Genomic DNA, 13,686 nt, shown 5'->3' with positions numbered 1-13,686 from the left:
CTAGGCGTTAAGATGGGCCATCCCTTCCACGCCGTAGCGTTCACCCGCTGCGGCATGGAACGGGAATACTGCATCCAGTGCTGCCAGCTCTTGCGGGCTGAGTGCCAGATCGAGTGCCGCCAGATTCTCTTCCAGATAAGCACGCCGTTTGGTCCCAGGGATTGGGACAATATATTTCCCCTGCGCCAATACCCAGGCCAGCGCCAGTTGAGAGGGTTTAACCCCTTTCGTGCGCGCCATTTCCACCACCGCATCAGCTAATACCAGATTCATGGCAAAATTATCCCCCTGAAAACGCGGGTTATGACGGCGGAAATCATCAGCAGCCAGATCTTCCGGGCGGCGTAACGCTCCGGTCAGAAAACCGCGCCCCAGAGGACTATAAGCCACAAAACCCACACCTAACCGTTCGCAGGTCGCCAATACAGAAGATTCCACATCTCGGGTCCAAAGTGAGTATTCACTCTGTACTGCGGTAATTGGATGCACCTGATGGGCCTTCTCTAATGTTGCCGCTGAGACTTCACTCAAACCGATATAACGTATTTTACCGGCAGTGACCAAATCAGCCAGAGTGCCAATCACATCTTCAACCGGTACACTCGGGTCGCCACGATGCTGGTAATAAAGGTCAATAACATCAACACCCAACCGCTTCAGGCTACCGTCAACAGACTTACGAATATAATCAGGCTGGCTACTGACGCCCCGCACTGTCGGGTCAGTCGGATCACGTACAATGCCAAATTTAGTGGCCAGAAAGACCTGATCACGTTTGCCTTTAATGGCGCGTCCAACCAACTCCTCATTGGTAAATGGGCCATACATGTCAGCGGTATCGAGTAAAGTCACCCCCAACTCCAGCGCGCGATGTAACGTCGCAATGGATTCATTCACGTCCTGATTGGTGGAGTAAAAGTCACTCATCCCCATGCAGCCAAGCCCCAGCGCTGAGACTAGTGGGCCATTCGAACCTAATTGACGTTGTTGCATTGTGATATTCCCCGTTAATGATGTCGGAAGAAAGTGTGGTTGTTTAGCGAGGAAAGATAAATAATGCAGATTGCTCATTACTGTTCAAAAAACACCAACAATGGACGAGTGCAATCATGGACCAAATACAAGCTATGCGGATATTTGTCCGTATTGTTGAATTAGGTAGCTTCAGTCGCGCGGCGGAGAAACTGCAATTGCCCCGCGCAACGGTCAGCCATACCTTAAAACGGTTAGAGCAGCGCTTAGGCGTGCGTTTATTGGTGCGCACCACCCGGCAAGTGAATATCACCGCGGAAGGCACACTGTATTACCAGCGTTGTTTGCAATTACTGTCGGCGTTTGAAGAGGCTGACTCGCTGTTCAGCCATCAGCGGCTGCAACCGGAAGGGAAAGTACGCATTGATATGCCACATTCGCTAGCCCGCAATGTGGTTATCCCCGCACTAAATGACTTTTATCAGCGTTATCCCCATATCACGCTGATTCTCGGCGCGAATGACAGTACCATTGACCTGATGCGTGAAGGTGTCGATTGTGTTTTGCGTGCATGGCTGCCCCATGATGAGCAATTAGCAGCACGTAATATTGGTCAGCAACCACAGATAACCTGTGCGTCACCAGCTTATCTCGCCAAATATGGTGTTCCGCAGTCCCTCGACGACCTGGCCGGCCATCAAGCGGTGGGTTATTTTTCACAGATGAATGGCCGTGATTACCCATTAGAATTTGTTTATCAGGGGAAAGTTGAAAGCCGCACGTTACCTGGCATCTTGAGTGTCAATGGTGCCGATGCTTATATCGCAGCCGGTGTCGCAGGCCTGGGATTGATTCAAGCTCCCACGCCAGGTATTCAGGGCCAATTAACCCAAGGCGAACTGATTGAGGTGTTGCCCCACTGTCCACCACCGGCCATGCCGCTGTTTATTATGTTCCCTGCGGGGCGCTTTCTTGCCCCTAGAGTAAGAGTGCTGATTGACTGGCTGATTGAACTGTTTTCCGATTATCCACAGTTATCACCAACACGACCAAGCGGGCGTTAAAAACTAAAAATACTTCTGTAATCAAATCAATTGCTCAACATATGATGCTTTTTACAGCAAACGTCCCGCTTAGGGGAAATAAGTATTGACCTGAACGTGAAAATCTCTAGAATTCGCCTCCGTAGTTGCTTTATAAAAGTGATGTTCCGGTACGCGATGGTGGCGGAATTGGTAGACGCGCTAGCTTCAGGTGTTAGTGTTCTTACGGACGTGAGGGTTCAAGTCCCTCCCTTCGCACCAAACATACTTTTCTTGGCGATTCGTAGTATATCCCCAACGTAATTGGCATTGCAGGCAGCAAACCAACCCAGATAGGCTTACTGCGGTAAGTGATTGAGGTTTAATAGCCTGTGGCTTCAAGTACGAGGGGAGATTTATATTGCACAGCACATGCGATGGTGGCGGAATTGGTAGACGCGCTAGCTTCAGGTGTTAGTGTTCTTACGGACGTGAGGGTTCAAGTCCCTCCCTTCGCACCAAGCTGGTGATATAAATCCTAAGCTTTACTTTTTTAAGATATACCCAAAATAATTCGAATTGCAGAAAGACGGCAAACGAGTGAACTCCCAAGAGCTTACACCAGTAAGTGACTGGGGTGAACAAAGGCAGCCAACGCAGATGCAGTTTGAAGTATGACGGATATAAGCAGTAAGAAATCATTTGGGCGATGGTGGCGGAATTGGTAGACGCGCTAGCTTCAGGTGTTAGTGTTCTTACGGACGTGAGGGTTCAAGTCCCTCCCTTCGCACCACAATGATTTCAAAAGCACAGTAATACCTCTCTTCTGGCAGGACCTCTTCCTGAAATACACGTAAATGCCTGTAATACAGAAAATTCAGCCAATGCGATTGGGTTCAATGCATCCCACTGTGCATTAACACCGCCGTCAGGCCACCCAACAGCGCCAGACATGATGGCAGCAATAAGAAATGCCGTAACCGCGCGTGATACAACATGCTAACCGTGGCCAGCATGGCGAGCACAATCAGGATACGTAACTGACCGACGGTGATATCTGCCCATCCCAAAACCGGCAGTAAAGCAAAAGGCAGCAATATCCCCCAACCACTAGACATACCACGGCTCAATAATCCACTGATCCCACACCAGCGATAAGCGGCTAATCTGGCTGTAATCATAATAATGGCCCCAAGTGATAATGATAACCAATATCATATATCACTCTGTCGCAGTCTGCACTATGAAGTTGTTAGCAGCGGACAGACAGCGACAACATCAAGTTAAGAAACATCATGATGACAGGCTGAAACAAAAATGGTAATTTTGGTTAAGAAAATTCCTAAAACGATACTAAAACGCTTCAAACAAAAATAATTACTAAGAAAAACTATTTATCGTGATGCCTAAATAATAGGGCTTCATGAGGATATTGTTTATTTGTCTACTGACAGCACGACATTATGCAGAGTGAATTGAATATGAATAGCCATTCCTACGATCAGCTTCTGAAAAGTAAGCATCGGCTCTCTTTACTGCTTTTTTTATTTCTTAATGCGTCGTCTGCTATTTTTAGTATGATATTACCGTCACCTGAAACGCCAGCAGTGACATTACCGATAGTACTGATCACGGTTATCAGCCTGAGTACCGCAGCTTATCTGATTTTTATTTCGAAGAATTATGCCAATAAACTGAATTTATTTTCAATAATCATGGGCCTGCTTTGGGCCTGGCAAATCATTCTTAAATACGAATATTTGGGTAATAATGAAAATAACTACTTACTACTCAGCCTGTTTACGATTTTCTTTATCAGCACCATAGCCCTGTCTGATAATTTCCTTGCTTTTTGTCTACACAGTGCACCAGCAGCATTAACCGTTATTTTACTCGACGATTTTCAAAATATTTTCCGTATTGTATTCACCATCATGCTGCCACTGATTGGTTTCTCCTTACATCATTTGATGCTACGTCGTAGCGATGACTTTACCCGAAAACTTGTCGCACGCCTTTATAATGAAAGGGAAAAATTCAGTGATTTAAGCATGATAGACCCCTTAACCAGTTTGTATAATCGCCGTGGTCTGGAGAATAAACTTGAAACACTGCTGGCTCAGTCTCCCGGCAATCATTACGTATTGTTGCTCGATATCGACCATTTTAAAGCTTATAACGATAACTATGGTCACACGATGGGGGACCAAGCACTGGTACGTGTTGCGGCGGCTATCCGTGATGCTGTTCGTTCACGGGATATCGTGGTGCGCTACGGTGGCGAAGAGTTTTTAGTGCTACTGACTCATGTGAGTGAAGAGTATGCAAGCCAGTTGGCTGAGCGCGTGCGCCAACGGGTTTTAGGACTTGATATTCCACATGTTTTTAACCATAAGGTTTCTACAACCGTGACATTGAGCGCAGGTATTTCTCCTCTGCAAGCCTATGATCTGGCCTCCTCGCTTAAAGCCGCGGATGAAGCACTTTACCGGGCCAAAAAAGATGGCCGGAATAAAGTTGCCTTTGCCGGAGAGAAATTATCAAACGTTGAATCGTCACCTTGATTAAATGACGCGGTACAAACTCAATTATTATTTTCTTCGATAATGGTTGAGTTTAATACTGCGATATTATATTTCACTTTCATTATGTTATTAAACCTTGTCATTGCATCTAAAAAAAATAAATCACTAGCTCATCTGCTGGCAGATAACATCTATTTAAGCGAATCATCCTTCCGCACAGTTGAACATAATTAGCGTTTAAAACCGTAAATTGCGCTATTACCCCCCAGTTCAAATACCCATCCATCATCCAGGCAATGTTGCTCAATGTCTCAGGGTAATCTGGCCCATATTCGTATATCACAATACATGTACAATAATGATTATCATTTATATAAAGAAAAACCATGCAGGGAGAGTATTGCGAATCAGGGTCTGGGGCTTAGCACTGTTTTTTACTATAACGGATTATTTTGTTGCTTTGCTAAACCGATTCTTCTACTTTTAGCAGCAAATAGGATTGAAGAAAACAGGGGTTTATCATGGAAAATACCATTTGGGTTTTAGGTGATGCTGTAATTGATTTAGTTCCTGAAAATTCAAATAATTACCTTAAGTGTCCAGGTGGCGCACCTGCCAATGTGGCGGTCGGCATCGCCCGATTGGGTGGTAAAAGTGCCTTTATTGGCCGGGTTGGGCAAGACAGTTTTGGTCGTTTTATGCAGCAGATATTACAACAGGAAAACGTCGATACCCACGCGATGACACAGGATCCGCTGCACCATACCTCTACAGTTGTGGTGGATTTAGATGAGCATGGCGAACGCACTTTTACATTTATGGTGACACCGAGTGCCGATCTATTCTTACAACCAGATGATTTACCTGAATTTAAAAGCAATCAGTGGCTGCATTTGTGCTCTATTGCCTTAAGCCAAGAGCCGAGCCGTAGTGCCGCCTTTGAGGCGATGCGCCGTATGAAAGCCGACGGTGGTTGGGTCAGCTTTGATCCCAATATCCGTGCCGATATCTGGCGCGAACCACAAGCGTTGCTCCCCTGTCTGCAACAGGCGCTGTTATTGGCCGATGTGGTGAAACTGTCGTTGGAAGAACTGAACTTTATCTGCCCAGATCAGGATATTGCTGGCGCAATGGAACAGTTGATGGCCGACTATTGCTGCAAATTGCTACTGGTAACACTGGGTGCCGATGGCGTTTGGGTACATAACCGCCATCGTCTGCAAAAATACCCGAGTAGGAAAATCACCCCAATAGACACGACTGGCGCGGGTGATGCCTTTGTCGCTGGGTTGCTGACAGCATTGGCACGGCTACCGAATTGGCATTTAGGTGCAGATCTCACCGCCGCCATCGATCAGGCGCAAGCCTGTGGTGCTTTAGCCACCAGCGCTAAAGGAGCAATGACTGCGTTACCTAATGCTCAACAGTTGCGGCATTTTCTCCAACCCGACCACTAACTGCATAAATCCTCCTCTGCATAAACCATTTAGGATGTCGCCTTTGACAGGCAGGCATCCGCCCCCTCCTCTTACCTGTCACTCTTTTTGCTAAACACCCAGCATGTTAGCGCCTGCCACATGCATTATCGCGCGCGCCTTCTTCCTGCTCATCGCCTTATTCGCCTCAAAAAGTCATGCACTTTGCAGTCTGGATCACAATAGCTGAATCGGGTTAGCAAAATGTTTTGCTAATCCCCAAGGATCCCCCTTATGTTAGCCATGAAAAACCGGTTTAGCTGTTTAGCATAAATACAATCAATCACATACCGAGTGATATAAAATGATGATAAAACCAAGCTATCTTGCTGTATCAATAGGACTTATCCTTTCTTGTGCAGCGACAACCACCTCTGCAGCCTCACCCTCGTCTTCCTCAAACATGGATATTGAAGCCCGCCTCAATGCGCTGGAGCAACGATTGCAACAAGCGGAACAACGGGCAAAAAATGCAGAAACACGCGCCGAAATTGCCGAAAAACAGGCACAAAAGCTGGAAACTCGAACGCGTCAGGCAGAAGAAAAGACCGTTCAGGTGGCTAAGCGCACAGATAAACTGGAAAGCAAAACACAGGATGGCAACGGTTTTGAGTTTCATGGTTATGCCCGTTCCGGCCTGCTAATGAACGACTCTGGCACCGGCACCCAAGGTGGCCCATATGTTTCGCCAGCCGGCAGTACCGGAGGGGCAGTTGGCCGCTTGGGTAATGAGCCTGACACTTATGTCGAAGTCAATTTGGAGAAAAAGCAGAAGCTGGATAACGGTGCCACCACCCGCTATAAAGTAATGCTGGCAGATGGTCAGCGCAGCTATAACGACTGGACAGCCGACAGTAGTGACCTCAATGTGCGCCAGGCATTTGTCGAACTGGGCACCCTGCCAACCTTTAACGGTATTTTTAAAGACAGTACATTGTGGGCCGGTAAACGTTTCGATCGCGATAACTTCGATATTCACTGGCTGGATTCCGACGTGGTATTCCTTGCCGGTACCGGTGGCGGTATTTATGACATCAAATGGACCGATAACCTGAAGAGTAACTTCTCGTTATATGGCCGTAATTATGGTGAGATCGAGAATGTTAATAGCGATATTCAAAGCTATATTTTCACTGCCAATAACTATAGCGGCCCCTTCCAGTGGATGGTGAGCGGGTTGCGCGCCAAAGATAATGAGGCGCGCCAAAATAGCGGTGAAACCGTTAATACTAATGCCACAGATAAAGGTATTCACAGCATGTTGGCCTATCACGGTGACAGCTTCTATGGGCTACGTGATGGTACGTCAAAAACCGCGCTGCTGTACGGCCATGGTTTAGGGGCTGAAGTAAAATCTATCGGGTCCGATGGCAACTTAACCAGCAGCGCAGATACCTGGCGTTTGGCGACTTACGGCACCACCGCATTAAGTAAAAACTGGAGTCTGGCCCCAGCAATATTGGCGCAACAAAGTAAGGATCGTTATGTCTCGGGCGATAGCTATAAGTGGATAACATTCAATACCCGCCTGATTCAAGAAATCACCGAGAACTTTGCGTTGGCTTATGAAGGTAGTTATCAGTACATGAACCTGGACCCACAAGGCTATAAGGATTATCACAAAGTCAGTGGCGGTTTCTATAAATTGACCTTCGCCCCAACCTTTAAAGCCGGTGATATCAGTAATTTCTTCAGCCGACCAGAAATACGGGTGTTCGCCACCTATATGGATTGGAGCCAAGATCTGGATAACTACGCCAAGGATGATTCCTTCGGTAAAGATGGTTTTGCCGCCGGTGGGCAATGGAACTTTGGTATCCAAATGGAAACCTGGTTCTAACTATTGCTCACCGCGGTAATCACGACGAATACCGCCTGCTGCCGTGACGATCCTCGGCATGCAGGAATCAAAATAAATTTGCGAGGGATATCATGAATATCAATGAGACCGTAACGGCTCTGCTCCCATTGCTTGGTGGTAAAGAGAATATAGTCAGTGCTGCCCACTGCGCCACTCGCCTGCGTTTGGTGCTGGCAGATGACTCTTTGGTGCAAAAATCAGCGGTAGAGAAACTCGATGGCGTTAAGGGCTGCTTCAGCAATGCCGGGCAGTTACAGGTTATTTTCGGTACCGGGCTGGTCAATAAAGTTTATGCAGAATTTATCAAGGTGGCAGGTGTAAACGAAGCCAGTAAATCTGAAGCTGCCGCTGTGGCCGCGCGTAAACTCAACCCGTTCCAGCGCATTGCCCGCCTGCTATCTAATATTTTTGTCCCGATCATTCCGGCAATTGTGGCGTCCGGCCTGTTAATGGGCTTGCTCGGCATGGTGAAAACCTATGGTTGGGCCGATGCTGACAGCGCGCTGTTTATCATGCTGGATATGTTCAGCTCCGCTGCCTTTATCATTCTGCCTATCTTGATTGGTTTCACCGCTGCCAAAGAGTTTGGCGGTAACCCGTATCTGGGGGCAACACTGGGCGGCATTTTGACGCACCCAGCGCTAACCAATGCCTGGGGAGTGGCGGGCGGTTTCCATACTATGAATTTCTTCGGTATGGAGGTGGCGATGATTGGCTATCAGGGCACTGTATTCCCGGTGCTACTGGCAGTGTGGTTTATGAGTATGTTGGAAAAACGCCTGCGCAAAGTGATACCTGATGCGCTGGACCTGATCCTCACACCCTTTTTGACCGTAATCATTACTGGCTTCGTTGCACTATTATTTATCGGCCCTGCCGGACGAGTGTTGGGGGATGGGATCTCGCTGGTACTTAGCACTCTGATTACCCATGCTGGTTGGCTGGCCGGGTTACTGTTTGGTGGGCTTTATTCCGTGATAGTGATAACCGGCATCCATCATAGCTTCCACGCCATCGAGGCCGGGCTATTGGGTAATCCGAATATCGGCGTCAATTTCCTGTTACCCATCTGGTCAATGGCAAACGTGGCACAAGGTGGAGCCTGTTTGGCGGTCTACTTTAAGACCCGCGATGCTAAAATTAAAGCCATCGCCATCCCATCGGCATTTTCTGCCATGCTTGGTATTACCGAAGCGGCTATTTTTGGGATTAATTTGCGCTTTATCAAACCCTTCCTTGCTGCGCTGGCAGGTGGTGCATTAGGAGGCGCTTGGGTCGTCGCGAATCATGTCAATATGACCGCGGTGGGCTTAACCGGCATCCCGGGCATCGCTATCGTACAAGGCAATTCAATTGTTAATTATCTGATTGGATTGGTTATTGCATTTGGCGCTGCATTTATTATCTCTCTACTGCTTAAGTACAAAACGGACAGCGAATAATGCAAGAAGTCAGTTTGCTAAAACAACTTACGCTGGCAGTGATGCGTGGCCAAATCCGCGCATCGCGTGACCCTCATCGGCCAGGCTGGCACCTGGCTCCCAGTGTCGGGCTGCTGAATGATCCCAACGGGTTTATTTATCATGCTGGCTATTACCATTTATTCTATCAATGGAACCCGTTGGATTGCCGCCATGGCAGTAAATACTGGGGCCATTGGCGTAGTGTCGATCTGGTTCAATGGGAGCATCAGCCTGTCGCATTGGTACCCAGTGAAGAATATGAAAGCCACGGCTGCTACTCAGGTTCTGCCGTCATTGCTGATGACCGAATCACGCTGATTTACACCGGTAATGTGAAATATCCTGATGGCTCGCGCACCGCATTCCAATGTCTGGCACAGGAGAATGAACGAGGGGAATACGACAAATTAGGGCCAGTGCTCCCATTACCTGCGGGTTATACCGGCCATGTTCGCGACCCGAAAGTCTGGCAGCACGACGGTCAGTGGTTCATGGTTTTAGGCGCGCAGGATAAGCAACTGCAAGGGAAAGTGCTGCTATTACGCTCCGATGATTTACGTGAATGGCACAATCTGGGTGAAATTGCCGGTTCTGGTCTGGGTGGATTAGGCCCGTTTGGCTATATGTGGGAATGCCCTGACATGTTCAGGTTAGCGGATCAAGAGGTGCTGATTTTCTGCCCGCAGGGCATCGCCGCTGAAGCAGAGCGTTACCGTAATACCTTCCAGGCTGGCTATTTACTGGGCCAATTGGATTATACCAAGGCAGCATTCACCCATCAGGATTTCCACGAACTGGATCTCGGCTTCGAATTCTACGCGCCACAAACCACGCTGGCCGCAGATGGCCGCCGCCTGTTATTCGCCTGGATGGGCATCCCGGATGAAGATGAGTTGTATCAACCCACCGTAGCCCATGGTTGGATCCATACCATGACCTGCCCACGAGAGCTGAGTCTGGTTGACGGCAAAGTCATTCAACGACCCGCGCGTGAATTGCAGGCATTGCGCCGTGAGCATCGTCAGTGGCAAGGTCGTGCTCAACAGGCACCGGCACTCTCCATCCGCAGTGCTGAAATGATAGTCGAGGTTAGTGCGCCATTTATCCTCGAATTAGGCGATGAAATGATGCTGATATGGGATGGTGAACGTATCACACTAAGCCGCCGCAATCTGCGTACCGGGCTGCAAGAGTTCCGTTATTGGCGCGGCCAATTGCAACAGTTACAACTGCTCTGCGATAGTTGCAGCATAGAGATATTTATCAATCAGGGAGAGGCGGTAATGACTACATGCTACTTCCCGACTGAAGACCCGATAGCAATCTTTAACGGAAATGCTGAACTGTGTCTGCAACACTGGTTGTTGTCTTCGCCCATGTTAGAATGAACTATCTTTCAAGGCGACAGATTCACTCAGTGAAAAACAATAACCTGTGAAAAATCATAAACGAATTACCATTAACGATATTGCCAAACTGGCTGGTGTGTCGAAATCGACCACCAGTTTGGTGCTCAATGGGCGTAGCAAGGAGTATCGTGTTTCCGATGAAACGCGGGATCGTATAATTGCCTTGGCCAACGAACATAACTATCAACCGAGCTTCCACGCCCGTTCTCTACGCTCAACCCGCAGCCACACCATAGGATTGGTGGTCCCGGAGATGACCAATCACGGTTTTGCCCTGATTTCACGTGAGCTGGAGATGCTGTGTCGCGAAGCTGGATTACAGCTACTGATTGCCTGCACCGATGAGAATCCCGGCCAGGAAATGATGGCGGTCAATAGCCTGGTTCAACGTCAGGTCGATGGCCTGATTGTCGCCTCCAGCCAGCTCAATGACAGCGAATATCAAAAGATCAATGCCCGCCTGCCAGTGGTGCAGATGGATCGATTAATTGGTGAATCAGATTTGCCGCTGGTTATCACTGACTCGGTAGCCTCCACCGCCATACTGGTTGAAAACGTTGCCCGCCAACATCCTGATGAGTTTTATTTTCTTGGTGGTCAGCCACGCATCTCCCCTACACGCGATCGGCTGGCTGGTTTTCAGCAGGGGCTGCAACAGGCAGGAGTTACCTGCCGCCCTGAGTGGGTCCTAAATGGCCATTACCTACCCAGTTCCGGTTATGAAATGATTGCCCAACTCTGTGCCCAATTAGGCCGCCCCCCCAAAGCGGTGTTTACTGCCGCCTGTGGCTTGTTAGAAGGTGTACTGCGCTATCTCAATCAGCATCAATTAATGGACAGTGAGATTCATTTATGCAGTTTTGACGATCACTATCTGTTTGACTGCCTGCCGTTGAAAATAGATACCATCGCACAAGATTGCCAAGGGCTGGCACGCCACAGCTTTGAGATGATCACCAGCTTGATTGCTGAATCAGCACTGGCGCAAAATCAACTGATTCTGCCAGGGCAGATCCATTGGCGACATCCGGGTTCTAAGGCGCTCAATGAGCAACACTGAACCGGTGACCACCCCTGCATTAGCCGACTCCTGGCGGCGCTGCCAAAAATTGATGCAAGCCCACCAATGGCGAGTACCTCACCGGGCCGTGGGTGCGACGTTCCAGTCAATTTGTCAGCGCAAAAATGACTTGCTGGTATTAGGTCAGGCGGCATTGGAAGATGCTTACGAATATATGGAATCACGCCCTTGTGTGCTGCTGATTCTGGATGAAAGTGGCTGTACTCTATGGAAATGCGGGCATCCGCAAACGATAAGTCAGCTACAGGCGTTAGGGATTGATTGCGGCAGTTATTGGGCAGAAGGGCTAATGGGTACCAATGCCCCGGCGCTGGCAATTGCTGAAGGCAACCCGATACAAGTCAGTGGCCAGCAGCATTTTAAACAGGCGCTGCATCCGTGGCGCTTTTGCGCCACTCCGGTGTATGACAACAGTGGCCGCCAACGGGCGGTCATTGTTTTAGGTAGCCTGCTCACCGAACATGCGGCAAGTGATTTGCCTCTGACATTGGCTATCGCCCGCGAAATTGGCAATTATCTCCACGCAGATAGTTTATTAGCAGAAACTAACCGTCATCTGAATGAACTCAATGCCCTACTCGATGGTGTGGACGATGGTGTCATGGCATGGGACCAACGCGGTTGCCTGCTGTATCTCAATCGTCGTGCTGCGGCTATTTTACAACTAGATGAAACCAGTAGCCTCGGCAAGCCGGTCACAGATTTGCTGACCTTACCCTCCTTACTGACCCACGCCATTTTACACCGTAATCCCCTCAGCCACGTCGAGGTGACCTTTGAGAATCAGCAGCAATTTATTCCGGCTCTCTTAACCCTCAAACCCATCCCAGATGGTAACCGCTGCGGCTTTATTGCATTACTCCATCCACAAGAATTACTGCGGCAAATGGTGCACAACCAATTAGGGGGGGCTAATTGTACTTTTGATGATATGCCGGTTGCTTCACTAGAAATGCGCCGCCTGGTGCGTTATGGCAAGCAGGCTGCCAAAGGCCGGCATCCGATTTTACTGCACGGGGAAGAAGGGGTCGGTAAACAGCAGTTGGGGCAAGCAATCCATAATGCCAGCAATCGCGCCGATGGCCCTTATATCGTCTTAAATTGTCAGGCATTGCCACAAAATTTCATGGCGCGAGAATTTCTTGGTAGTGATGCCAGTGAAGGGGAATCCGGCCAACCCAGCAAATTTGAACTGGCTAACGGTGGCACCTTATATCTGGAACAAGTTGAATATCTGTCGCCGGAAATGCAGTCAGCTCTGCTGCAAATCGTCAAAACTGGCATGGTAATGCGGGTCAACTCTAATCGGGTGATCCCAGTCGATGTCCGAATTATTACCGCCACCGGGGCAGATTTGCCCTTATTGGTTAAACAAGGGCGTTTTCGCCGCCAGCTATTTTATACCCTACAATCTTTCGAATTACATATTCCACCACTGCGTCAGCGTCAACAGGATATCCCCCCACTGGTACAGCATACATTGGCAAGCATTGGGCAACATTTCCACTGCCAATACCAGCCAGATGAGAGTGTTATCCGTCAGTTATGCCAATACCCATGGCCCGGGAATGATCAGGAACTGAAAAGTGTGGTGGAGCGGGCCGCCATGGCTTGCCGCAATAACCGCATTAACCTCAATGATTTGCCAGAGCATCTACTGGGGGAGAGGCTGTTATTAGAACCGGAGATGCCGCAACCTCAGCCTGTCTTATCACTACAAGAATTAGAAAGACAGGCCATTATTCGTGCGGCACTGGTGTGCCAAGGTCAGCTAAATGAAATGGCGACCTTATTAGGGATAGGCCGCACAACCTTATGGCGAAAAGTAAAACTTCATCGGCTGGATATCAGCCAATTTAAGGGTGGCGAGTCATAATC

The 13,686-nt window shown here is 48.7% G+C and carries 10 protein-coding genes and 3 tRNA genes; 11 read left to right on the top strand and 2 right to left on the bottom strand.

Annotated elements, in window-relative coordinates; genetic code table 11:
• Complete coding sequence (locus V1956_RS05520; RefSeq protein WP_442824891.1) at nucleotides 1-993, bottom strand: aldo/keto reductase; 993 nt, start codon at nucleotides 991-993, stop codon at nucleotides 1-3.
• Between the two features lie 116 nt (nucleotides 994-1,109).
• Between V1956_RS05520 and V1956_RS05515 the strand changes: the two genes are divergently transcribed.
• From V1956_RS05515 to V1956_RS05500, 4 genes are all read left to right on the top strand, one after another.
• Complete coding sequence (locus V1956_RS05515) at nucleotides 1,110-2,036, top strand: LysR family transcriptional regulator (RefSeq protein ID WP_420074591.1); 927 nt, start codon at nucleotides 1,110-1,112, stop codon at nucleotides 2,034-2,036.
• A gap of 153 nt (nucleotides 2,037-2,189) precedes the next feature.
• A tRNA-Leu gene (locus V1956_RS05510) sits at nucleotides 2,190-2,276 on the top strand.
• A 152-nt stretch (nucleotides 2,277-2,428) separates the two neighbouring features.
• A tRNA-Leu gene (locus V1956_RS05505) sits at nucleotides 2,429-2,515 on the top strand.
• 185 nt (nucleotides 2,516-2,700) lie between these two features.
• Nucleotides 2,701-2,787 (top strand) — tRNA-Leu (locus tag V1956_RS05500).
• 103 nt (nucleotides 2,788-2,890) lie between these two features.
• Here the strand turns inward: V1956_RS05500 and V1956_RS05495 are convergent.
• A complete protein-coding gene (locus tag V1956_RS05495) occupies nucleotides 2,891-3,175 on the bottom strand; it encodes a DUF1435 domain-containing protein (protein WP_372557938.1) in 285 nt (94 codons plus the stop codon).
• Nucleotides 3,176-3,457: 282 nt separating this feature from the next.
• Between V1956_RS05495 and V1956_RS05490 the strand changes: the two genes are divergently transcribed.
• The 7 genes from V1956_RS05490 to dhaR all read left to right on the top strand — a co-directional run bounded on the left by V1956_RS05490 (nucleotide 3,458) and on the right by dhaR (nucleotide 13,684).
• On the top strand, nucleotides 3,458-4,558 hold the full coding sequence (locus tag V1956_RS05490; RefSeq protein WP_372557937.1) for a GGDEF domain-containing protein: 1,101 nt from the start codon (nucleotides 3,458-3,460) through the stop codon (nucleotides 4,556-4,558).
• Nucleotides 4,559-5,040: 482 nt separating this feature from the next.
• A complete protein-coding gene (locus V1956_RS05485; protein WP_420074590.1) occupies nucleotides 5,041-5,976 on the top strand; it encodes an aminoimidazole riboside kinase in 936 nt (311 codons plus the stop codon).
• Between the two features lie 322 nt (nucleotides 5,977-6,298).
• Entirely contained in the window at nucleotides 6,299-7,834 is a 1,536-nt protein-coding gene (locus V1956_RS05480; protein ID WP_420074589.1) for a carbohydrate porin, read from the top strand.
• Between the two features lie 92 nt (nucleotides 7,835-7,926).
• Entirely contained in the window at nucleotides 7,927-9,297 is a 1,371-nt protein-coding gene (locus V1956_RS05475; protein WP_032907263.1) for a sucrose-specific PTS transporter subunit IIBC, read from the top strand.
• Complete coding sequence (locus V1956_RS05470) at nucleotides 9,297-10,706, top strand: glycoside hydrolase family 32 protein (RefSeq protein WP_372557933.1); 1,410 nt, start codon at nucleotides 9,297-9,299, stop codon at nucleotides 10,704-10,706. Before V1956_RS05475 ends, V1956_RS05470 begins: the two co-directional genes overlap by 1 nt.
• Before the next feature lie 46 nt (nucleotides 10,707-10,752).
• Complete coding sequence (locus V1956_RS05465; protein WP_372557932.1) at nucleotides 10,753-11,787, top strand: LacI family DNA-binding transcriptional regulator; 1,035 nt, start codon at nucleotides 10,753-10,755, stop codon at nucleotides 11,785-11,787.
• Nucleotides 11,774-13,684: a dihydroxyacetone kinase operon transcriptional regulator DhaR gene (gene dhaR, locus V1956_RS05460; RefSeq protein WP_372557931.1), complete on the top strand. Its 1,911-nt coding sequence runs from the start codon at nucleotides 11,774-11,776 to the stop codon at nucleotides 13,682-13,684. Before V1956_RS05465 ends, dhaR begins: the two co-directional genes overlap by 14 nt.
• Nucleotides 13,685-13,686 lie beyond the last annotated feature (2 nt).

The organism is Yersinia sp. 2540 StPb PI, assembly GCF_052217165.1.
GTDB classification, from domain to species: Bacteria; Pseudomonadota; Gammaproteobacteria; order Enterobacterales; family Enterobacteriaceae; genus Yersinia; species Yersinia enterocolitica_E.
This window is presented reverse-complemented; position numbering and strand designations above follow the sequence as displayed.

Excerpts from the sequence above, each read along its gene's own strand:
- dhaR (WP_372557931.1), top strand. The coding sequence starts at position 11,774 with ATGAGCAACACTGAACCGGTGACCACCCCTGCATTAGCCGACTCCTGG.
- V1956_RS05520 (WP_442824891.1), bottom strand. The coding sequence starts at position 993 with ATGCAACAACGTCAATTAGGTTCGAATGGCCCACTAGTCTCAGCGCTG.
- V1956_RS05485 (WP_420074590.1), top strand. The coding sequence starts at position 5,041 with ATGGAAAATACCATTTGGGTTTTAGGTGATGCTGTAATTGATTTAGTT.
- V1956_RS05515 (WP_420074591.1), top strand. The coding sequence starts at position 1,110 with ATGGACCAAATACAAGCTATGCGGATATTTGTCCGTATTGTTGAATTA.
- V1956_RS05495 (WP_372557938.1), bottom strand. The coding sequence starts at position 3,175 with ATGATTACAGCCAGATTAGCCGCTTATCGCTGGTGTGGGATCAGTGGA.
- V1956_RS05470 (WP_372557933.1), top strand. The coding sequence starts at position 9,297 with ATGCAAGAAGTCAGTTTGCTAAAACAACTTACGCTGGCAGTGATGCGT.
- V1956_RS05475 (WP_032907263.1), top strand. The coding sequence starts at position 7,927 with ATGAATATCAATGAGACCGTAACGGCTCTGCTCCCATTGCTTGGTGGT.
- V1956_RS05490 (WP_372557937.1), top strand. The coding sequence starts at position 3,458 with ATGCAGAGTGAATTGAATATGAATAGCCATTCCTACGATCAGCTTCTG.
- V1956_RS05480 (WP_420074589.1), top strand. The coding sequence starts at position 6,299 with ATGATGATAAAACCAAGCTATCTTGCTGTATCAATAGGACTTATCCTT.